At 32.5% G+C, this 21,595-nt stretch carries 22 protein-coding genes and 3 pseudogenes; 2 read left to right on the top strand and 23 right to left on the bottom strand.

Features of this window, described 5'->3' with window-relative positions; genetic code table 11:
* The first annotated feature begins 252 nt into the window (after positions 1 to 252).
* On the top strand, positions 253 to 591 hold the full coding sequence (locus ACK1U5_RS08350; protein ID WP_001253202.1) for a hypothetical protein: 339 nt from the start codon (positions 253 to 255) through the stop codon (positions 589 to 591).
* A gap of 29 nt (positions 592 to 620) precedes the next feature.
* Here ACK1U5_RS08350 and ACK1U5_RS08355 read toward each other — a convergent pair whose 3' ends face one another.
* The 4 genes from ACK1U5_RS08355 to ytfJ all read right to left on the bottom strand — a co-directional run bounded on the left by ACK1U5_RS08355 (position 621) and on the right by ytfJ (position 2,637).
* Positions 621 to 833, bottom strand: coding sequence for a hypothetical protein (locus ACK1U5_RS08355; protein ID WP_000798747.1), 213 nt, complete (start codon positions 831 to 833; stop codon positions 621 to 623).
* Between the two features lie 69 nt (positions 834 to 902).
* A complete protein-coding gene (locus ACK1U5_RS08360) occupies positions 903 to 1,223 on the bottom strand; it encodes a hypothetical protein (RefSeq protein WP_000761171.1) in 321 nt (106 codons plus the stop codon).
* 51 nt (positions 1,224 to 1,274) lie between these two features.
* Positions 1,275 to 2,051 carry an oxalate:formate antiporter gene (locus ACK1U5_RS08365; RefSeq protein WP_000014087.1) on the bottom strand — a complete coding sequence of 259 codons (777 nt, stop codon included), beginning with the start codon at positions 2,049 to 2,051 and terminating at the stop codon, positions 1,275 to 1,277.
* 160 nt (positions 2,052 to 2,211) lie between these two features.
* On the bottom strand, positions 2,212 to 2,637 hold the full coding sequence (gene ytfJ, locus ACK1U5_RS08370; protein ID WP_000349986.1) for a GerW family sporulation protein: 426 nt from the start codon (positions 2,635 to 2,637) through the stop codon (positions 2,212 to 2,214).
* A gap of 131 nt (positions 2,638 to 2,768) precedes the next feature.
* On the opposite strand from ytfJ, the gene ACK1U5_RS08375 reads away from it, so the two are divergent.
* The gene (locus tag ACK1U5_RS08375; RefSeq protein ID WP_048567943.1) at positions 2,769 to 3,554 is read left to right on the top strand and encodes a GNAT family N-acetyltransferase; all 786 of its coding nucleotides are present in this window, start codon (positions 2,769 to 2,771) and stop codon (positions 3,552 to 3,554) included.
* 283 nt (positions 3,555 to 3,837) lie between these two features.
* On the opposite strand, the gene ACK1U5_RS08380 is transcribed toward ACK1U5_RS08375, so the two are convergent.
* The 19 genes and pseudogenes from ACK1U5_RS08380 to ACK1U5_RS08470 all read right to left on the bottom strand — a co-directional run bounded on the left by ACK1U5_RS08380 (position 3,838) and on the right by ACK1U5_RS08470 (position 21,595).
* Positions 3,838 to 4,611: a DUF3952 domain-containing protein gene (locus ACK1U5_RS08380; protein ID WP_113710723.1), complete on the bottom strand. Its 774-nt coding sequence runs from the start codon at positions 4,609 to 4,611 to the stop codon at positions 3,838 to 3,840.
* A 176-nt stretch (positions 4,612 to 4,787) separates the two neighbouring features.
* Positions 4,788 to 5,564 (bottom strand): hypothetical protein, encoded by a 777-nt coding sequence (locus ACK1U5_RS08385; RefSeq protein WP_078384704.1) that lies wholly within the window; start codon positions 5,562 to 5,564, stop codon positions 4,788 to 4,790.
* 205 nt (positions 5,565 to 5,769) lie between these two features.
* Positions 5,770 to 6,540, bottom strand: coding sequence for a hypothetical protein (locus ACK1U5_RS08390; RefSeq protein WP_070179288.1), 771 nt, complete (start codon positions 6,538 to 6,540; stop codon positions 5,770 to 5,772).
* Between the two features lie 218 nt (positions 6,541 to 6,758).
* Positions 6,759 to 6,830 carry a DUF3952 domain-containing protein gene (locus ACK1U5_RS08395; protein WP_117616460.1) on the bottom strand — a complete coding sequence of 24 codons (72 nt, stop codon included), beginning with the start codon at positions 6,828 to 6,830 and terminating at the stop codon, positions 6,759 to 6,761.
* A gap of 117 nt (positions 6,831 to 6,947) precedes the next feature.
* Positions 6,948 to 7,766: a DUF3952 domain-containing protein gene (locus ACK1U5_RS08400; RefSeq protein WP_000044423.1), complete on the bottom strand. Its 819-nt coding sequence runs from the start codon at positions 7,764 to 7,766 to the stop codon at positions 6,948 to 6,950.
* A 33-nt stretch (positions 7,767 to 7,799) separates the two neighbouring features.
* Positions 7,800 to 8,603 carry a DUF3952 domain-containing protein gene (locus tag ACK1U5_RS08405; protein WP_069604982.1) on the bottom strand — a complete coding sequence of 268 codons (804 nt, stop codon included), beginning with the start codon at positions 8,601 to 8,603 and terminating at the stop codon, positions 7,800 to 7,802.
* A 75-nt stretch (positions 8,604 to 8,678) separates the two neighbouring features.
* Complete coding sequence (locus ACK1U5_RS08410) at positions 8,679 to 9,437, bottom strand: hypothetical protein (RefSeq protein WP_000267149.1); 759 nt, start codon at positions 9,435 to 9,437, stop codon at positions 8,679 to 8,681.
* Between the two features lie 463 nt (positions 9,438 to 9,900).
* Complete coding sequence (locus tag ACK1U5_RS08415; protein WP_000473571.1) at positions 9,901 to 10,539, bottom strand: hypothetical protein; 639 nt, start codon at positions 10,537 to 10,539, stop codon at positions 9,901 to 9,903.
* Between the two features lie 12 nt (positions 10,540 to 10,551).
* Complete coding sequence (locus tag ACK1U5_RS08420) at positions 10,552 to 10,812, bottom strand: hypothetical protein (protein ID WP_001016548.1); 261 nt, start codon at positions 10,810 to 10,812, stop codon at positions 10,552 to 10,554.
* Between the two features lie 37 nt (positions 10,813 to 10,849).
* A pseudogene (locus tag ACK1U5_RS08425) lies at positions 10,850 to 11,522 on the bottom strand (lipase); the annotation flags it as partial.
* Between the two features lie 19 nt (positions 11,523 to 11,541).
* Complete coding sequence (locus ACK1U5_RS08430) at positions 11,542 to 12,363, bottom strand: DUF3952 domain-containing protein (protein WP_000768454.1); 822 nt, start codon at positions 12,361 to 12,363, stop codon at positions 11,542 to 11,544.
* 70 nt (positions 12,364 to 12,433) lie between these two features.
* A complete protein-coding gene (locus ACK1U5_RS08435) occupies positions 12,434 to 12,790 on the bottom strand; it encodes a DUF4176 domain-containing protein (RefSeq protein WP_000656384.1) in 357 nt (118 codons plus the stop codon).
* 1 nt (position 12,791) lies between these two features.
* The gene (locus ACK1U5_RS08440) at positions 12,792 to 13,052 is read right to left on the bottom strand and encodes a hypothetical protein (RefSeq protein WP_000363098.1); all 261 of its coding nucleotides are present in this window, start codon (positions 13,050 to 13,052) and stop codon (positions 12,792 to 12,794) included.
* A gap of 39 nt (positions 13,053 to 13,091) precedes the next feature.
* On the bottom strand, positions 13,092 to 14,675 hold the full coding sequence (locus ACK1U5_RS08445) for a lipase family protein (protein ID WP_000715953.1): 1,584 nt from the start codon (positions 14,673 to 14,675) through the stop codon (positions 13,092 to 13,094).
* A 14-nt stretch (positions 14,676 to 14,689) separates the two neighbouring features.
* Positions 14,690 to 15,529 (bottom strand): DUF3952 domain-containing protein, encoded by an 840-nt coding sequence (locus ACK1U5_RS08450; protein WP_070183744.1) that lies wholly within the window; start codon positions 15,527 to 15,529, stop codon positions 14,690 to 14,692.
* Positions 15,526 to 19,755, bottom strand: a pseudogene (gene essC, locus ACK1U5_RS08455) (type VII secretion protein EssC); the annotation flags it as partial. The pseudogene essC and the gene ACK1U5_RS08450, both read right to left, overlap by 4 nt.
* A pseudogene (locus tag ACK1U5_RS08460) lies at positions 19,750 to 20,031 on the bottom strand (FtsK/SpoIIIE N-terminal domain-containing protein); the annotation flags it as partial. The pseudogenes essC and ACK1U5_RS08460, both read right to left, overlap by 6 nt.
* A gap of 39 nt (positions 20,032 to 20,070) precedes the next feature.
* Positions 20,071 to 21,270 carry a type VII secretion protein EssB gene (gene essB / locus ACK1U5_RS08465; RefSeq protein WP_000136611.1) on the bottom strand — a complete coding sequence of 400 codons (1,200 nt, stop codon included), beginning with the start codon at positions 21,268 to 21,270 and terminating at the stop codon, positions 20,071 to 20,073.
* Between the two features lie 73 nt (positions 21,271 to 21,343).
* Positions 21,344 to 21,595 (bottom strand): EsaB/YukD family protein, encoded by a 252-nt coding sequence (locus tag ACK1U5_RS08470; protein ID WP_001007571.1) that lies wholly within the window; start codon positions 21,593 to 21,595, stop codon positions 21,344 to 21,346.

Here is a 21,595-nt window from a genome sequence, read left to right on the forward strand (position 1 = left end):
ACACCTACCTCAAAATTCAATGGATGCGGATTAGTTAATGGGAGAGAACTGCTCATAAAAATCCAATTGTTGCTGGCTGATAATCAGTCCTAGTGGAAAAAATCCCACACTTTATCTTCAATAGGAGATGGATATGTTAACGATGGAATGCGTATTCTCCAATTTTTGCTTTACTTGGGTTTAACTCATACTCATGCTCTTCTCATTTTGAAAGATACTATAGATACACCCAATTGAAAGAGAGGGATGTACATGCGAAGAAAGAGAAATCATCATTTTAAAAGTGGTGAAAAAAACGAAGAGTATGCTGCTGAAATATCACCAGCTGGCATTCCAATTAGACATAAGCGTAAAGAAATTGCAAATGAGATAGAAGGTACAAATACCGGCACAATGGTAGGCTATGTCGCTTTATTTCTTTCGTTATTCTCCATTGCTTTTTATCCAGTTACGCTCGGCTCCCTAGCAATTTTAGTTGGCCTATTAGCTGTCAATTTCGGAGCAAGAACACTTGGATATACAGCAATTGGTTTTGGTAGTTTTTCTGTTTTATTTACTTTACTTTATCCGCTTGCTTTGTCAGCGTTTTAAAAAAACACACCAAGTTATACTTGGTGTGTTCATTCATGATACAACATAATATGACCGCATCCACAACAATGTTTCGCTGTAATTTCTTGAAACACTGGATAATTTTCTTCATCTCGATGCTCAATAAATACTTTTTCAAATCGATACATGTTTGGTGCATATGCCCAATCTTGTTTCGTACGTGCATATAACGTTGAGGAAAAAAACTCCTCACCACCGCAAACGATACATGTGTTCTTCATCGCTATCCCTCCTATGCTTGTCTTACTTCATCTATATGAACATAAGCATAAAAAAAAGACCTTCTATTACTAGAAAGTCTTCTCTGAAACAAAAAGAAATGTACCAAACATTCCTACTCCGCTATATTCTTTTGAAACACCAGCTTCTGTTTTAAATGTTTGCTTTACAGTCATAAAGAATACACCATTTCGTGCATCTGTACTTTCAAATTGTAGTTTTTCTTTTTTACCATCTACATTTTGCGTGCATTCAAAACTACTCTCATTACAATTCAACGCATACTTATCCTCTACATACACTTTAAAATCTGATTCTTTCGGACAAGTTATAAGTAATATTGCCACGAGAATAATACTTATAATACCCACAATTGTATAATATTTCTTCATTTGTACTCCTTTCAAATGACAAGAAAACTTGACTTCATACGCCAAGTTTTCTTAGTCAACAACCCATTGCCACTCTTGTTCTTTCTTATCAAAAATGAGCCAACCTGTTTCTGTTGCTTCCTCTTTCAATTCATCGATATTATCTAACACCTCATCCGTACTTTCATACGAACCAACTACATATACCGGAATTTCAAGACCTCTTCTTGACTCAATCTTCCCTGCTAGATCTATGTAAAGACCATCTTCCATTAGTGGAATCAGTCCCATGATCAATTCTTTTGAAATTGCTGGGAAAATTTTTGATTTTTGGAAGAAAGAAAAACGTTTCTTACCGAAAGCACCGAGTTTATACGGAATGACTTTACTTAACATTCCTACAAAATCAGCAATTCTACGATAATACACTTTGTTGTACCATCCGTCATCATGTGAAAAATAAACAAATCGATTTTTCAACAGCGGAAAGAATGTTCTTGCAAGTGGTTCTTTTTTGTGAGCCAAATATAATAATTCTGCAATTTCTTTCGGCTCTAATTCATCTAAATCGCTTGCATCATCAAAATCTACCCAACAAAATTCATCAAATTCATCAATCTCTGCTTGAATTAACTTATGTATATTTTCTTCCTCAACATATTCAAATAAAGTATGATAATGAAAATCCGTCCATTCAAAGTTGTGCTTCAAAAGCAACACTTGATGAAGCGGTGAAGGGATGTTACTCGCAAACTCTTTAAACGTAATTCCTGATGTAATAAAACAATGACCTCGACGATTACCATTAATATATATCATATTCTTTACTTGGTCAGATCCTCCAGACAAAGCACCTAGCCACCTTCGTTTTATATGTTTCAATTCTATAGCATATTTTAACATGAAAAATTTTAGAAACATAGAAAAAACTTCAAAAACTATTTACAATTTCATGTGTTTTATTACATAGTGATTACAAGAAAAAACGCCTGCTCATAAGCAGGCGTTTTTAAAGGATTTCATCAGGGTTTTGAGGATGATGATTTCCCTCTTTCTTTTCTTCTTTTTGGAACATCGATTGAATTTTATCAATTGTTTGTGGAGCTAATTCAATCATTTTTTCTGCTAAATGTGTCGCATTTTGTAGATGAAGAATATTTACTCCATCTTTATTCACCACAAGAAATGCTACTGGTGTAATAGAAACACCACCCGCGCTACCGCCACCAAATGCAGCGTTACCGTTCGCTCTTTGTCCATCATTCGTTTGGAAATCAGAACCTCCTGCTCCAAAACCGAACGCTACTTTAGAAACCGTTAACACCACACCACCGTCAGCCGTTTGAACAGGCTCTCCAACAATCGTATTTACATCAACCATTTCTTTTAAATTTTCCATTGCTGCTTTCATTAACCCTTGAATTGGATGATCCACCGTTCATAACCTCCTTTGTCATATCTTTCCTAGTTTTTCCGAAAGTTTGTGAACTAAACATAAAATTTAATATTGATTTCAAAAAACTTAAGTTGTAATATTTAGAAAAATAAAAAAGAGGTCGATTCGTTATGATGCGAAAATTAACAAAGAAAGATCATGAACAAGTATTCGCTTACCTAAAAGAAGAAGCAGCCCTTAACTTGTTTATTATTGGAGATATTGAAGCTTTCGGTTATGACACAGATTTTCAAGAACTATGGGGAGTATTTAAAGAGAATGGAACATTAAAATCAATTTTACTCCGATTCCACGATTCATTTATACCATATAGTAAAGAAGACTTTGTTACCACTGATTATGAGGCACTTCTTTCCGCATATAAGCCGCTTAAACTCTCTGGTAAGTCAACTATCGTAGAACGATTTGAAACTGCTTCAAATATACAACTAGGTACTAAAAATGAAATGTATTTTTGCGAATGTCTAAATGACAACAACTTACCTGACACGCCTATTCATGAAACAATTAAACTTGCCTCACTCGATGATATAGAACGAATTATGAAATTACGAAGTGACATCGCTGAATTTCCGACTACCAATGAATCAGAGAAAATATTAAGGCAGGCTATCGAAACAAATACAGGACGCACATACTATATTGAAAAAGATGGCGTGATCATCGCATCCGCCTCTACTTCCGCTGAAAATTCATTATCCGCTATGGTAGTTGGTGTATGTACACACCCGAATTATCGTGGAAATGGCTACGCTTCACTCATATTACAAAAAATGATCCAAGACTTTACGAAAGAAGGCCGAACACTTTGTTTATTTTATAACAATCCAGCTGCTGGACGAATTTATAAACGACTAGGATTTAAAGACATTGGAATGTGGACGATGTATCGATAATAAGGGGACTCTATAAGCGGAAATAGTTGTAACCTAGCAGTAAAAGCAGATTATACAAAAACTTTACACCGTTATTATGAAAATGGAAAAACTACTTGCGGAGCAATACTCTAACTAAAACATGTTATGTATTCAAACTAAATTCAGACAGATTAACGGCCCCAATTATTGCATTTACTCCAGTAATCGGGGCGTTTATCCTCAAATTCTTTCCACTATATTTATGAAACATTTATTCCACTTATATCGCTATTATCATTACGTGCAAATGCTCTCCTTAATATTACTGCTTCTTATTATACTGTGCTTTAAAATCAATATATTCCTGTTTCGCATCCTGATTATTACCTTGGTGACTATCAAAAGATGTATGTATTTGTGATATATATTCTACTAACTTACCTTCATCATTTCGCTTCTTATAATTTATTACAATACTTACTTCCAATATCTGCTTTGAACCATTTTTAGAATCAATATGCAATGCGATTGATCCACCACCATATTCATCATATTGTATTTTCAACTTATCATTAATGATATTTTGAAACTCTGATTCAGTTAATGTATATCCAACAGTACTAGGCTGACCAAACTTTTTTATATCACCTCCTGGCTTCATCTTTAGTTTCCCTATCCCTTTTAAACGATCTACAATTAAGTTCACGTATGAAACATCCAGACTTGAATCCGTACTTTGTACCTGTCCATTCTCATAACTAATATTTGTACTATAATTAACTTCTTCTTTATAATTTTTATTATCTACTTCCGAGGTAATTTCTTGTGTTGTATTTCCATATAAACTTTTATCTTTCGTATTATATATGCCTTTCGAAGTTTGATAGATTGTTTTACTGTGCTCTCCATCTTCCTTTTGCTCATATGTACTATATATACCTCTTTGTTTCACATAGGCATATCCATCATCACTAGCGGACATAACCTTTTTCATATCACCTTCATCCAAAGCTTTGACAAATGGCTCATATTCTATCTTTTTTTCAAAAAAACTACATGCTTGTAGTAGGCTGATTGTTATTATGATAGTAATCATTTTAGAAACCTTTTTTGTGTTCATTTCATCATCACACTACCCACTCTACATTTTCGATCAGATAACCTTCTAATCACTTTAATCACCTTACATAATTAAATTTTCTTTTAGAAGTTAAAATACTCTCCTGTAAATAATTACTTTTCTATCATCAAAACTTACAATACGCACTTTCTTTATGCCTTACGTTTCGATTTACCTTTTTTATTTTTCTTTCGATATCTTGGAGTCTCTCTTTTATGTTGCTCCCACGTTTTATTAAATGATGGAAATTTAAATCTGCAATATGCTAATAGCTGAAATTCAGCTGCACCGATTGCTATCGTATACATTAAAAAGGTCCCTACTACATACATAAATAAATCATCAAACCCATAATCGTTATGAAAATATATCAAAATAAGAATAGTTACTGCGTATAGTGTAGCCCACTTCATCATCTTTCCTTTTGTTTTACTAAAGAAAGAAGCAGACCTCTCATCCATACTAAACGCACCTTCACTCGCTTGTTTAAACGTATCAATTGTTGTCAAAACATGAAAAATTACTGCTCCTAAAAGCAATAAACCCGCATACAGTATTGTAATCCAGTCAATTGAATTATTAGCCATTTTAGTAACAGTCAAAGCAATAGGAGCTATTGTTGCCAATTGGAATGAACATAATAATACGACAAGGGTTTGTAGTTTTTGAAATTTAAATTGAGCTATCGGAAATGAATAAATGACGAAAAGAATTATTTGTATAATATATAAGAATACTTCTAACTTAACAATTCCTATATTAAAGAGAAGCATGCAGTAATCCCACCCAGCTGATAAAACAATAGAAAAAATTGTTATTGAACTAAATAGTATTCCTCCAAACATAAACCCTGTAGCACCCTCAGGACTTAAACGATCATTACATGTCATCCTAAACTTATCTAAATCTTCTTCTTTTATATTCCACATCCTGGCCCTTCACCTTCTATACGTTTCAATTATTTTTCAAACACTAAAATTCTATTAATATATTATTTATCCCGCTTTAATGGGCAGTAAGACCCCCACCTCAAAATGCAGCGAAAGCAAAGAAGTTAGGTGGGGGATCAACTGCCCATAAAAGTCCGATTGGTTCAACTAATAATCAGTGGGGGATGAAGAAAACCCCCACTGATTAAAGTTTCACTTTATTTTTCGTTTTGAATTTCTTATTTCGCTTTCGAATTCTCCCACCCATTCTCTCATTCTCTTCCCATGACATATTAAATGACTTGAATTTAAATCTACAGTACGCCAATAGTTGGAATTCTGCCGCTCCAATTGCAACCGCATACATTAATACAGTTCCCACTCCATACATAACAAAAAAATCAATTGAATAATCATTTTGAAAATACATCAAAATAAGTAGTATTAATACATATATTATAGCCCCCTTAATCATAGCTCCTTTTGTCTTACTAAAAAAAGAGGTGGATCTTTCACCACTACTAAACGCACCTTCACTTGCTTGTTTAAATGTATCTAGCGTTGCTACAATATGAATAATAACTGCCCCTACAAATAGTAGCCCAGTATACATCCTACCAGTTGAATTGTCAGCCATTTCAGAGACAATCGAAACTACAAATAATATCGTTCCAAGCTGAAACGCATATAATAATATAACGAGCGTTTGTAACTTTTGAAATTTAAAACATGCTTTCGGAAATAGATATATAATTAAAAATATAATTTGAATACTAAATAACACAATTTCAGTTTTAACAATTGTTCTATCAAAAAAATTGTTGTAGTAATTCAAATTCCCTACAAAAATAATAAACATAAATATTGAAATATAAAATATTGTTCCAAGCATAAAACCCGTAGCACCTTCAGGACTTAAACGGCCTTGACATGTTATTCGAAATTTATCTAAATCTTCTTCTTTTATTTTCCACACCCTGACATTTCACCTTCTATACAGTTTAAATAATTTTCATCCACTAAAATTCTATTCCATTCTTAATATTTTTAAGTACATAGATTTTTGTACAACTAAATTCAGATAATCTTTTAGGTATATCATTACCATATTAATTACCATAATCATCTAATCAGAATGCTTTTTGATGGTTCAAGTAGTGTCTTTTTTCCTCAAAAGTTCCAAATATTCTTCTTTCAATTAAGTATAACCGTCTTCTTGTCACCTTCATCCAATGCCTTTATTAGACTCTCATACTCTATTTTGATTTACCAAAACTATACGCGCTCAGTAAAACATAACTGTTATCACAGTAACTATTTTTCACTACCCCTTTACTCATATCTTCACAACATTTATCGTTCTCAAAATTCAATTAAAATATATTATTTTTGATTTATATACTCTTTTTCATAATTTACATATTCTTTTTTAGAGCTTTGATTATTATCTTCCCTGGTATGATAATATGTTGAAATCTCTTGATTGCGTTTTATAAGCTTATCTTCTTTTTTTTCTTCATAATTTACCGATATTGTTATTTGTGTTATTCTCATTTGATTTTCTTTTGTATCATTAGGCGTATTAAATTCAATCATCAATATTGCAGAATCAAATTTATCATATTTTAAATTTAACTTATCATTCATGATGTTTTTAAACTGTAATTCAGTTAAATCATAGCTTATTATGCTCGGTTCACTAAATCTTTTTGTATCTCCACTCGGTTTCAATTTACTAAGTTCATTTAATCCTCTAAACATTAATTTTACATATGAAACATTCATAGCTTGATCCTGGGCTACTGAACGGGATTTTTCATTTTTTAAATTTGTACTATAGACCGTTTCTTTTTTGTAATTTTGATTACTACCAACGTTTCTATCATTTTTTATATCAGTAACAACCTTTTGAGTTGTTTTCCCATATAAGTCGTCTTCTTTCACATTATATACTCCATGGGTTGTTTGATATATTATCCTGCTATGTTCACCATCTTCTTTTTCTTCATAAGTACTGTCGCTAGTCTCTTCTTTCACATATGCATATCCATCATCACTCGCAGACATAACCGTTTTCATATCACCTTCATCCAATGCCTTTACTAATCTCTCATATTCTATTTTTTCCCCGAAACTGCACGCGCTTAGTAAAAACGTTACTGTCATTACAATAACTATTTTTTTAACTAACCTTTTACTCATGCCATAACTACACCTTTCCCCTTATTTTATACATTACTTATTATTCAAATATTGTTTTTTATACTCCTCATATCGGGTTTTAGAAGCTTTATCGTTATCTTCTTTAGTATTTAAATAGATTGCTATTTTTTGATCATGCCTTATTAATCGGCCTTCTTTATTCTTTTTTTCATATCCCATTGTGATGCTTATTGTAGTGAATTCCATTGGATTTTCTTTTGAATCTTTCGCCGAACTAAATTCCATTAATAATATTGCTTCATCAAATTTATCGTAGTCCACCTTTAACTTATTATTAATTATTTCTTGAAATTCCGATTCAGTTAAGTAATATGTTACCTTGGATGACTCACTAAATCTTTTTTTATCTTTTTTTGGTCTTAAACTATCTATTCCCTTTAATCTATTAAATATAAATCGAACATTCGAAACATCCAAATTTTGATTTGGACTTTTTGATTGATTATCTTCATATTTAATACTAGTTCTATATACAATCTCTTCTTTTTTTTGCTCACTATTTAATGAACTAGCAATTTCTTGCAAAGTTGTTCCATAGAACTTTTTTTCTTTAATATTGTATACTCCTCCTGTTGTTTGATATACAACGCTAATGCGATTATCATTTTCCGCCCCAAACGTGCTATCCCTAACCTCTTCTTTCACATAAGCATACCCATCATCACTCGCAGACATAGCCGTCTTCATATCACCTTCATCCAATGCCTTTACTAATCTCTCATACTCTATCTTCGTCTCCCCAAAACCACATCCACTTAATAAATTTGCTATTATTGACAGAACTATCATCGTCTTGGCTTTCTTCTTTAACTTCATACTGACACCCCGTTGATTTCTCTAGGCATTTTTAAGTTCATTATGTTCCTTTTTGGAAAGTAATACATTTCACCCTTATTTACTTTTCGTTTTAGATTTTGTATTTCGCTTTCGCATTCTCTCATTCTCTTCCCATGACATATTAAATGACTTGAATTTAAATCTACAGTACGCCAATAGTTGGAATTCTGCCGCTCCAATGGCTACTGCATACATAACAACATTACACATAACATAACCAAACATTGTGTTTAATGAGTAATTATTATTTATATAAATCAAAACAAGAAGAATTAACACATAAATTACAGCACCTTGTATAACATGTCCCTTTGTTTTACTAAAAAACGAATCTGATTTGTCCCCACTACTAAATGCACCTTCGCTTGCTTGTTTAAATGTATCAACTGTTGTCACAATATGAACAATAATTCCACCTAATACTAATAGACCTACATAAACACGTGTATTGAGATCAATTGAATGCTCAATCATTCCAGAAAGAACAAATAACGTGCATCCGATAGTTCCAAGTTGAAATGCATATAATAATATAACGAGCGTTTGTAATTTTTGAAATTTATAACGAGCTTTAGGGAATAAATATAGAATTAAAAACATTACTTGCAAACCATATAACACTAATTCAATCCTAACAATTACCTTATCAAACAAGGTAGTATAATAATCTATTCCTCCTATAAAAATAATAACCATAAATAATGAAGTATAAAATATCGTTCCGAGCATAAATCCCGTCGCACCTTCAAGACTTAAACGCCTTCTGCATGTCATCCGAAATGCTTCTAAATCTTCCTCTTTTATATTCCACATCCTGACTTTTCACCTTCTATACAGTTTAAATAATTTTCATTCACTAAAATCCCATTACATTCCTAACTTTTTAAGTACATTCATCTTTGTGTAACTATATTCAGATAATATTATCTCTATATTAATTACCGTACATAATCAGAATACTTTTGATAGTTCAAATAGCCTTCTTTCTCCTCAAAAGCTCTAAATATTCTTCTCTCTTTCACTTAACCATATCCCTCATACTCTATTTTTGTTTCTCTGAAATTGCACTCACTTAGTAAAAACGTTACTGTCATCACAATTGTATCGAGATAATATAGCTTTAATTTTATCTTCAGAAAGGTGATAACCTCCCATCAACAATATGCTAGGAGGTTATTACAGTTATTTAAAATTTGTTTTTTATTTTAATGGATTCGATTTTTGCAAATAATAATGTTATTTAATTTGAGAGAAGCGAATACTAAAAACATACTGCTTAATAACTCGTAATTAAGTCTTTCCCCTCATATCTAGGGTCTTTCTCAACTTTACCATCTTTTGTTTTGATGACTTTTAGTCTACCTAACCACTCTGCTCCGTTATATGTCTCTTCACTTACCCATACATTATGCTTTTTACCATCTACCTCAACTACTAATGTGGGGTGTGTAAACATGAATTCCTTCTCTACATGCCTACCTACAATTTCTGCATTTAATGATGTACCTTCTTCAACTAATTTACTATTTTGATACCCTTCGATAATAGGTAATCCAATAAATACAAAAAATATCAGTCCAAATACGATTACTTTCTTCTTTGTACTCCATTTATTCTTTTCTTTCAATTCTTTCTGTCTCGCTTCTCTTTCTTCGCGTTCATCCAAACTCTCATTTAAAGCATCTTCCCATGCCTTAATTTCCGCTTCGATTTCTGCTTCAGCTCTTGCTAGTTTTTGTAATTGTTCATCGGTTGCTACCATCTCATATGAGTTATCTCCAACCAAACGAATTTCAGTACCATTTTCTTTTACTTTTCGCAAGTCTTTTTCTGTACAATTAAACTCTCGAATGATTTCCCCTTGTGTGTTTACCAATCTAACGTAAATGTTTTTTTTCTCCTTCTTCTTAAACATCTGCACTCCCCCTTATTTGTTTCCTATCATAGATAACCCTATTGCAATTAAGAGAAAGAAAACGATAATAAGGAAAGTCTTCCCTTTGCTTACTTGTGTTGTACAACCTTCCAAGACAGCCCATATAAGAATTGGAAAAAGAAGAATACCTAGGAGAATATCAACTAACTTGTTGCTACTCTTCTTTAGTGGTTTTTCTTCTACTATCGGTTTTATCTGAACAGCTTCTTTTCTTATTTGTTTCGGTTTCTTTTTCTTGCGTCTATGATTCACCCAACTTACTCCTTTTAGAATAACTTTTTCCTAACTATAAAAATACCGAAATATCCCCATTTTCCATTTTATAAACCTGTCCAGGTATTACAAAATCTGTGGCTTTAATGGCGCCATCCAAAGGACCATATTCATTTATAAGACTGCGGCAATTCTTCATATTGGTCCCGTATACGTACTTAACCACATCCTTATTTAAAACAGGCGCAGGATTTAAAGCTAATACGTTTATATTATCTTCTTGATGTCTTAATGCAACTGTATTCGCTGCTCCGCCACCTAAAGAGTGCCCTAGTAAAGTTATCTTCTTTCCTTTATTACCCGCCTTGACTTTTTCATAAAATTTTTCTGCTTGACTATACTGAAATTCCGCTAATGACCCCAATATAGGTGAATTAGTTAAATTATGCAGCCAAATTGCTCCATCGGTTGCTAAATAGCCTATTTGGCTCGGTTGGTTTCCAACGTATACAATGAAAATTTCATGCGTGTTTCTATCCTCTAAAGCATATGCCCCAAATCCAGTTACTGAATGAATATCATCAGAAACTATAAGATTAGCATTAAAGTTGTCTTGTAATTTCTATTTATTTATTATTGGATCAGAATTATTATATTTTTTCTTGTGCATTATAATCATAAATATCTCTTGCCGATAATCTTAATTTTCCTACATCACTACTTAATTTATAATCTTCCTCGTTCGCCATATTCTCCCCCTTATATATATTAATGGCTTTCTTTAAATTTCTTTTCATATTGTAAATAATCTTTTTTTGATTTCCGATTATTTTCTTCTTTATTACGTAAATATGTTGTTATTTCTTGATCATGCCTAATCATATTATTTTCTTCATTTCTTTGTTTATAGCCTATCGAAATTGTTATCTCTGTTATTTCCATCGGATTTTCCTTTGTATCCTTAGCAGAATTAAATTCAATTAGTAGTGTTGCATAACTAAACTTCCCATACTTTAATTCTAAATTCCCATTAAATATCTCTTTAAATTGAATTTCTGATAAATTATAGCTTATCGTAGCTGGTTGGCTGAAGCTTTTTTTATTCACATTTGGTTTCAATTCTTTTATTCCTTGCACTCTATTAAGCATTAATTTTATATTAGACATATCTTTCCCTCGATTTGAAGCTTCTAGCTGTCCATTTTCGTATCTTATATCTGACTTGAATACAACTTCTTCTTTATATTGTGGGTTGTCACTATGTTTTTCATCCTCAACTGGAGTATTGACTTTCTTTTGTGCCTCACCAAAAAGAATATTATCTTTAATACTATAAATACCTTGCGTTGTTTGATAAACTACTCCTATTTGCTTATTATTATCCTCAATAAAAGTGCTATCCCTAACCTCTTCTTTCACATACACATACCCTTCATCACTCGCAGACATAACCGTCTTCATATCACCTTCATCCAATGCCTTTACTAATCTCTCATACTCTATCTTCGTCTCCCCAAAACCACATCCACTTAATAAATTTGCTACTATTGACAGAACTATTATCATCTTAGCTTTCTTCTTTAACTTCATACTGACACCCTTATTCAATCAAAATAAGCTTTCCTCTTTCCATTTTTGGAAGAGGAAAGCTTATTTCCTTTTAAATTTCTTTTTTTCCCTTTATTTCTAACTCTTGTGCTTGTTGTTGCTTTTTATTTTTTTCAATTACTTTTTCAACAAACTCATTTCGCCACATTTTAAACTTAGCTGCGAATTGACCTTCAATTTTATTTCGATACCCTTCAAATTTAACCTCTGCAATATCCGTGTGGTTAAATAATTTATACGTTTCTTCGGTTAAACCCACTGGATGCAACACTCCACCATAATCATAGAATGTGTTTTCATCAAGTAATAAACCTCTCGTAGTGATTACATACTCCACATCTTCCTCTTCTTTAAGACCCAATCTTACAACACTGCCTAAAGGTAATACTTTATCCATATAGTCTTTCATATTAATTCACTGTCCCTTTTAGTACGCTAATTTTCTCTTCTATTTTTTGTCTTTTTTTCTCTAATTGACGGATACGATCAATAAATGCCTCACGTGTTTTTCCTTGTAATGTGCTATCAATACTACTCTCTAACCTTCTAATATCCCCCGTTAAAGATGCAGCTGCTTTTTCCAATTGCACTACAACGTTTATAATTTGTTCTCGTCCACCACTAGCTGGAAATGTACTATGAACTCTTGACATTATTGTATGTAAATCCACCTTCATTCCCCTCTCTTTTAAATTTATAAACTTGGAGTTTTAATAATATGAAACTGCTCCTAATTCTTCGTCTTTTGCAAACATAGAAAATACCGCTTCTGAAACATCGTCGTTTAATTGCTTTAAATCTTTTGATAACTCCTTCACATCTTTAGCAATTTCACCTAATAAAGAACGGTTTATCCCCCTGCTGTTGTCATTCATAAAAAGATTTAACAATGAGTGACGATGACTTAATATATGTTCAGATACAATTGCAGCTACATTTGTATCAACTACAAAATCTCCTTTAAACAAATCTAGTAAATCTTGCACGTAAGAAGCTGCAACTTCTTTTGCAATTTCTAAAATTTCACTTGTAGCTAAATATACTACAACACTTCCAGCTAAAAAATTTATAGCAGTATTAAATACAGACTCTAATACTTCTAAAACTTTTTCCTTACATTTCGCTAAAGTTGTTTCAATCCATTCTACAGCGATATCTATCGCTCCTTTTATTTCAACTGTAGCCATTATACTAAATTGGATTGCTTCTGCTGTAATTTGAGATTTTAGCCCTTCATACTTTGTATTTAATCTTGAAAAACCTTCTTGAACTTTATCTTTTAGCTTTTCAAGCTCCTTGCTACCTTGTACAATGTCCGAGTAACCTAATATTCCGTTTATAATAGTAGAAATTGGCGTTGCACTTAATATCAAATTAAGTGTAACTCCAGCTATCTTTTCTTCATGTATAGAAACTTTTCTATGAAATACATCATGTATAGTTCCTGTGTAAATAGCCCCAGCAGATTGAGCAAATTCCAGAAACCCCGGGATAGCATCCCACCCCGTGTCATTATCACTTGTTAGTTTATCAATCCATATTAGATGTCCATTCTCATCATAATCCTTCTCTGTAAAAGCATATGAGTGTCCTGCTTGATTCGGAATTTTATACATTCTTCCTGGAAGTGTGAAGTCTGCTGCCTTTATCCCAATATGTAGAGGATCATTCTGATTAATGATATTCCGAACATTTTTCATATCAAACCCATTACCGAATTTATCTACATCTCGATTTAAAACTGGAGCTGGATTTAGTGTTAAAACATCAATATCGTCTTTTTGATGCCTTAATGCTACTGTATTTGCAATACCTCCGCCCAAAGAATGTCCTGTTATACTAATAGTTTTACCATTAGCATATTGTTTCATTTTTTCATAAAATGCCTCTCCTTGGTCATATTGTTTTACTTTTAATTCATGTTCCCAATTACTAAATGCTAATTTATTTGCATTTGTTAAATTGTGAACACCTATCTCTGCATCTACTACTACATCACTATTGTTGTCTTTTCCAGGTTCCGTCCCAACATATGAAATAATAACTTCTCCTGTTTTATTATCTTTAAATGCGTAAGCAGCAAATCCGGTGTCTTTATCTTCTGCTGAATCTATTAGTCTTGCATTAAATTTTTTTTCTAAGAGATCTTCGTTTTTCTCTTCGGCATCCTCCCCAATATTATTATACGGTTCTTTGCCATCTCTAAAATTATATATATCTTGCCCAGCGAGCTCTAACTTTCCCATATCAGAGTTTATTCTTAAATCCTCTTTTTTTTCCACACCTTTCTTCAAAAAAATCAGCTCCCTTAGAATGATTTATTATTTTGAAAAGACTTTTCATAATTCACATAATCTTGCTTGGCTTCCTGATCATTATCCTTTTTACTACTAAAATTCACAGATATTTGCTGAGTATGTGTTAATAATTTTCCCTCACTATTTTTCTTTTCATATACAATTGAAATTATTAATTGTATTATTTGCATTGGATGCTGTTTCGTATCTTTAGAATCGTTAAAATTAAATACAATTGATGCTGTTTCAAAACTATCATATTGCAAATTCAATTTATCGTTAATTATTTCTTGAAATTGTGATTCCGTTAACGTAAAACCAACTGTATTTGGTTCATTAAATTTCTTTTTATTTCCATCTACTTTCAGTTGTAAACTCCCAACACCTTGCAATCTATTAAAAATTAGTTTTACATGTGAAACATCCAAGCTCGAATCAGTACTGTAACCCTTTCTATCTTTATACATGAACCTAGTGCTATATTTTTCTTCTTCTTTATATTTATTATCCTTATGTCTATCTTTTATGTTCTTAATATCACTTGTTATTTTTTGAGTGGTCTCTCCATACAATAAATTTTCTTTCAAATTATATATACCTTCAGTAGTTTGATATAGTGTATTATGAATTCTGTCATCACCATTTTTTTCTGTCGTAAAATCAATAACCCGTTCCTTCACATACGCATACCCATCATCACTCGCAGACATAACCTTTCTCATGTCACCTTCATCCAAAGCTTTGACAAATGGCTTATAATCTATTTGCTTTTCCCCAAAACCACATCCACTTAATAAACTTGCCACTATTGACACGACTATCATCACCTTAGCTTTCTTCTTTAATTTCATACTGTCACCTCGTTAGTTACTCTAGGCATTTTTAGTTTCATTATGTTCCCTTTTTGATAGTAATACACTTCATCTTTACCTAATGGCGCTTCGTTGCTTATATATTTTATGTTGAAGATACTTTGATCATTTAATGGCATTGCGATAATTGCTGCTGTTAGCTTACTTCTCATTTTAATAGGTAGAGCTTCACGATTTCGGTCCATGTAGTCGTGGTGACCTGCTAATACAAAGTAAATGCCTACTGTACGAGATAGATCAATTAAAGTTGCTGCATCCTCCATTTCTAAATAAACAAATTTACTAAACTCTTCAACATTTGTCATGATAATGAGTTGTTTTGTGAATGCAGGAATTTCTCTACCTTCTTGTCTTGCTTGCGCTAATTCAAGAGCTCGTTCGCGAATTACTTCCATCCAATACTTCGCATGCATATTGATTTCATTTTCGTCTACAATGTAGTGCGTCACATTATCTTTATATTGAACGAAACTATACTCTGCTGTATCCACTAACGTCACACTTTCAAAATAATCTTTATTCAATTGAGATAGGATGCTAGATACAATTTGTTTTCTCATACTATCATCTACACTATAAATCATTAAATGATCATTCACTGCAATATCATGAGCTACAACTTCTACGTTTGCAAAATCAAGCCCCATTGGAATTCTTGCTGCTTGTAGGGCTTTTGTAACGTCTTTATTTTTACGATAAGTAGCAATATCAATAATTTCTGGCATCATTGGAATTGCCTTCGGACGTTCTCCATCCCATTCTCGGTCCATATCATTTGCTTCTTGTTGTAATAATTGAATTTGCTGTAATTCATCTTCTGCTTTCGTAGGTAATGCAACCTGGAATAATGTAGGAGATTCTAGTTTTATTAACGCTCTTCCTGCTGTTTCTTCCACTTTTATATCAGATCTCCCTACAATACTAGCTACTTCACTTTGATCAATCATATATAGGCAAGTTTGAATTTTAATATTATTGTACAATTGAATTCTAAGTGCATTTTGTCGCCCTGCACTAATTAAGGTATGAATTCCTAAACTTGCTCCATCTCGGACAATTTGCATAATTAGCATTTCAAAGCTTTCATAGAACTTCGCTTCTTTTACTGCATCATAATTGTCGATCGCAATAATAATATGTGGTATTTCTTTCCCACTTGCCTTTTCATACATTTCAATATTTGCAACGTCATATTCACTTAATAATCGTTTACGATTTTTCATTTCTTGAGTTAATCTTTCAACAAACTTTAAACATTTTTCAGATTCATCAATCGTAATCGTATCCGCTACATGAGGTAATCCTTTCAAAGGTAGAAGACCATTTGTTCCAAGGTCCACTAAATACACATGCAAATGCTCCGGACTATGCTGACGAGCTACATCCATAATGACTGATTGTAAGAATGTTGATTTTCCGTAGCCAGGGCTTGAGAAGACCGCTACGTGTCCGTCTTTACTAATATCTAGTGTTAATGGTGTTTGTGATTGTAATTCAGGCTGATCTAGTAGGCCAATTGTTGCTTGTAATGGTTTCTTTTCTTTCGTCCATGCTTCTTTGAACTGAATAGCATGTAAGTCTTGTAAATATACGCTTTCTGGAAGTGGTGGTAACCACGGTCTTGCTAATGCTTCAATTTCATTTATTTCTGCGTAATCGTGAATGTAGTCAATAACAGCATCCAGTTCAGATGGTACGCTTATTACTTCTTTACTGCTACCAAGTCCACTTAAATCTTCACTTAATATTTCATATTGTCCTAGATCATTTATTGCATAGATTGTTGCGTCTAAATGTTCTTTATCCTCTTTGTTTTCTACATAGTCTGCTCCGCTCCAAGCTGATTGGAATAGTTCATAAATTTCATTATTCCCAACTTGTAAGTAAGCACGTCCTGGTAATGTAATTTCAGCAGCATCTGGTGTTTTTAAAATTTCATTACTATCTGACGTATTTTGAACTTTTAGTGCTAGTTTGAATTTCGAGTTACTCCAAATTTGATCATCTACAACACCACTTGGTTTTTGCGTAGCTAATATTAAATGAATTCCGAGTGAACGACCGATACGCGCTGTTGAAACTAACTCTTTCATAAATTCTGGTTGTTCTGACTTCAGTTCCGCGAATTCATCACTAATTAAAAATAGATGTGGCATCGGTTCACTTACTAAGCCTTCTTTATACAGTTTTTGATACTGATTAATATGGTTTACATCATTTTCGCCAAATAATCGTTGTCTTTTTTGTAATTCAGCTTTAATTGATGCGAGCGCTCTCATACTTTGTGCTCCATCTAAGTTCGTAATTGTTCCTAATAAATGCGGTAAGTTTTTGAATAAATTCGCCATTCCGCCGCCTTTATAGTCAATTAGTAAAAAGGCTACTTCGTACGGGTGAAAATTGACTGCTAGAGATAAAATATACGATTGTATAATTTCCGATTTACCTGAACCTGTTGTACCTGCTATTAATCCGTGTGGTCCGTGTGCTTTTTCGTGTAAGTTTAAGTTTACGATATCTTCTTTACCACGTAATCCAAGTGGTACAGCTAAAGATTTATGCGCTGCATTTTTCTCCCAACGACTTGTGATATTCAGTTCTTTTACTTTTTCAACGCCGTACATTTCTAAAAATGTTACGCTTTCTGGAATACTATTTTTTAAGTTTTGCAAATGATTTAATGGTGCTAATGCCCGTGAAATATCTTCTAAATTGAACCCTTTCGGTACGTGATTTAGTTTAAATTGACGGTTAACAAGCTCTCCTTGCTCTAAGATGATGTTCCCTTGTTTTGCATCTCTTATATCTATTACCGTTTTCACATGCTCCGGTAAACTTTGCATAACATCTTGTACAAATACAAGTGATACACCTAATTGACTCGGATCATCATTAAAGAATTCCATAACAACATGGTCTAATATTAGTTTTTCATCTGTAATGAGAACGACATAGTGCGGTGCAAAGTACATTTTTTCATTAGTAGAACTTTTTTCATCTAGTTTTAATTTTCGTTCTTTCAATATTTGATACAAACTATTTAACACTTGATCACGGCTACGATCATGGTATACAAATCCACGTACATTTATATCGCGAACACTTCCATGAGGTAACCAGCGCATCCAATCCCATTTTTCTTTTTCTTCTTCCGGAAAAATAGTAATAAACTGCAAGTCATAATAACTATGGAATAAAGCCGTTTGTGCAACTAATAATTGTAATTGTTCTAACACTAAAGAGCGTTGGCCAATATAACCGACTGGTCCATTCATTAAATCTGTTACAACTGGTACATCTTCCAATGATAGATAACGCTGTCTTAGTTCACGTGCTATATCGATTAATTCATCTTTCGTTTGACTAAACTCTTCTTCATTAAATTGAATTTCAAAACTCGTATTAGCTTGTCCTGTTCCAACGCTAAATGTTAAGAAATCATGATGTAACATTGTTTTTTCATAAATTCTAGGATTTACTTGAACTGCCATATTACGTATTACTTCTACATTTGGATTGTGATAATGTAATGCGTGACGCTGTTTTTCACTTTCTGCATGTAAATCTTTCGTTTTTTGTTTTATATACTCTCTATAGCTTTTATCTCGTTCAACAATGTCGACTTTATATTGCTTCAAATTTTTAATATACGATGTGACAGAAACAATGATTGTTACTAATGTCATCGCAATCGATGCGATAATAAACATTCCATATTTCATGAAAATAGCAAGTAATACAGTTACGACAATCATGACAAGTGAAGGTGCAATGATTCTTGCTAAATGCTCCGTTGGTTTTGATGGCATACTTGAAGGCTTTGCAATTGTCATTTTCTCTTCTGGTTCACGGTAAATAATACGTGGTGAACGATGATAGTCTGGATAACCACTTTGATAATTCGTTTCTGATTCTACTAAAATAGGTAACGCAGATTTCACTTTATCTTCTGAAGAAAGTACTTGAATGTCTTCACTACCAATCTCCAATAAAATACCATCAAAATATAATACGTCTCCTGATTCCAACATAACGCTATCTTTTAACTTCGTATAATTATGAAATACATCCCCGCCATACACGTTCACTTTAAAAGAATCGTACAACGTTTCGCGAGATAGCATTAAATCTACACTAGTCCCGGTAATAGAAATATCATCGTAATCGTTTTGACTCACTGTAAGAGAATGTTTCGTTCCAATATCAAACACTTTAGTTGTGCCAACAATAGATATAAAGATTTTCAAGCTCACATCTCTTGTTTTCCCAATCTCAATTTCCTTATTGAATTCTATTAATTGATCCTGTACCATCCAAGCATTTACTTCATTATTCCACTTTAACTCTACTTCTTGTTCTAAACTTGGATTCGTAATATCATTTGTCCACTCTTTTCCAATCGACACTATTGATTGCTCATTTGGATGTAATGTGCACTTATATATTTTGTCTCCATAAGTCAATACTAATAGTTGCTCCATCCGTGTTCACTGCTCCTTTTCAACTGTCTCATCAAGTGCTTACTCTTTTTTCTCTGTGTCCGACAAATTTTTATCGTTTGATGAATTGCCATATTTCTTTTTATATTCATCTAATTGTTGCTCATATGTTTTTAACTTTTGATCACGTTCTTCCCCTGATAAATCCGGATTATTTTTCAGTGATTCAATTTGTTTAACAAGGCCGTACATAATAAGCTGAGGATCATCAAGTGTCTTAGCTAAATCTAATGATTTATCAAAATTACCTTTTCCGTTATACATCCAATACAGCAAATACTTTTCATCACTTTTCAAACTAATATTTTTCATAATCGATTTCTTTTGAGCTTCACCTAGTTTTTCAGCTGTAATGTATGCGAATGCTAACTCATATTTAGATGCAATCGGTAATGATTCAAACTCCTCTTCATTCAATTGCGTAATGACTTTGTCATAATCAGTTGCTATGAAACTTGCATTTGCTTCTAACAATTTATTTTGATAAGGAAATTTTATAAAAGTGAAATATATTAAAGGAGCAGCTAAAATAACTGTCGCCGCTATGAAGGAAAAAGCTAAGTATTTAAATGATTTATAGCTTTTTTTAGGTACTAACTGCATATTTTTTTCTGTTTTTGTTTGTTCCTTCTCAAAGCTGTCATCAAGAAACTGCAGTAATGCATCTAAGCTTTCCATTTGAGCAACGGTCTGTTCAAATGTTGTTTCTTTTGCATCTTTTAGTAACCCAGCATACAAATCATCAAAGTTATGTTTTTGGGAGAATAAAGCAATAATTAGACACTTATATTGTGTTAAAAATTGCTCTTCTAATAACGGGGTTGGCGGAACAATATCTCGAATTCCTCTATGTATAATACTTGGTATTAAATTAGCATTAAAAACTATATTGTCTGGATGTAAAAAGAACGTGATTCGTTTATTTAAATATTTACGAAACTGCGCAACATTCCGAAGTAGTCTTAATTTCTCATTTCTTCCAAAACGGCTAAGATCGTCCCACTTATATAATTTTTTATCTACTTGATATAGAAACGTAAACATATCATCCGTTTCTTCTATTGTTAATGGTACAAATTCAGATGATTCGCCCGTAATTATATCGAATTGACGGAAGTCTTTTATACGTGTTTGAGATTTGGTCATCTCCAATTTCCAATTTTCTTTTTCTATTTGAAATTGATAGTTCATTGCATCAATTTGAATTATTTTTTCCGTCATGTTTATCCTCTTCTCCTTTTCTTTATAACCCGTAATAACTTATTTTCAAATAACTAAAAGTAAAAAATATTCTTTATAAAACTTGCAAAATATCTCCATCTGTTATTTGGTGATCAATTAAACGATCATTATCTGTTAAAACAATTGACTTATTTTTCACTTTAATTACAAAATGTGAACCTTCATGATTATCAATCTTTAGCGTATCTAATAAGTTTTTTAATAAATATTTAATAGATTGATGATTCGGAATACGCAAATCATATGTATTTCCATTCCATTTACTAAAATCTACTGTCACATTGATATGTGTTTGTATTGCCAT

Source organism: Bacillus sp. XB1, from assembly GCF_053557995.1.

Excerpts from the sequence above, each read along its gene's own strand:
- ACK1U5_RS08385 (WP_078384704.1), bottom strand. The coding sequence starts at position 5,564 with ATGTGGAATATAAAAGAAGAAGATTTAGATAAGTTTAGGATGACATGT.
- ACK1U5_RS08375 (WP_048567943.1), top strand. The coding sequence starts at position 2,769 with ATGATGCGAAAATTAACAAAGAAAGATCATGAACAAGTATTCGCTTAC.
- essB (WP_000136611.1), bottom strand. The coding sequence starts at position 21,270 with ATGACGGAAAAAATAATTCAAATTGATGCAATGAACTATCAATTTCAA.
- ACK1U5_RS08410 (WP_000267149.1), bottom strand. The coding sequence starts at position 9,437 with ATGTGGAATATAAAAGAGGAAGATTTAGAAGCATTTCGGATGACATGC.
- ACK1U5_RS08435 (WP_000656384.1), bottom strand. The coding sequence starts at position 12,790 with ATGAAAGACTATATGGATAAAGTATTACCTTTAGGCAGTGTTGTAAGA.
- ACK1U5_RS08450 (WP_070183744.1), bottom strand. The coding sequence starts at position 15,529 with ATGAAATTAAAGAAGAAAGCTAAGGTGATGATAGTCGTGTCAATAGTG.
- ACK1U5_RS08360 (WP_000761171.1), bottom strand. The coding sequence starts at position 1,223 with ATGAAGAAATATTATACAATTGTGGGTATTATAAGTATTATTCTCGTG.
- ACK1U5_RS08400 (WP_000044423.1), bottom strand. The coding sequence starts at position 7,766 with ATGAGTAAAAGGTTAGTTAAAAAAATAGTTATTGTAATGACAGTAACG.
- ACK1U5_RS08355 (WP_000798747.1), bottom strand. The coding sequence starts at position 833 with ATGAAGAACACATGTATCGTTTGCGGTGGTGAGGAGTTTTTTTCCTCA.
- ACK1U5_RS08405 (WP_069604982.1), bottom strand. The coding sequence starts at position 8,603 with ATGAAGTTAAAGAAGAAAGCCAAGACGATGATAGTTCTGTCAATAATA.
- ACK1U5_RS08470 (WP_001007571.1), bottom strand. The coding sequence starts at position 21,595 with ATGGCAATACAAACACATATCAATGTGACAGTAGATTTTAGTAAATGG.
- ACK1U5_RS08430 (WP_000768454.1), bottom strand. The coding sequence starts at position 12,363 with ATGAAGTTAAAGAAGAAAGCTAAGATGATAATAGTTCTGTCAATAGTA.
- ACK1U5_RS08415 (WP_000473571.1), bottom strand. The coding sequence starts at position 10,539 with ATGTTTAAGAAGAAGGAGAAAAAAAACATTTACGTTAGATTGGTAAAC.
- ACK1U5_RS08380 (WP_113710723.1), bottom strand. The coding sequence starts at position 4,611 with ATGATTACTATCATAATAACAATCAGCCTACTACAAGCATGTAGTTTT.
- ACK1U5_RS08350 (WP_001253202.1), top strand. The coding sequence starts at position 253 with ATGCGAAGAAAGAGAAATCATCATTTTAAAAGTGGTGAAAAAAACGAA.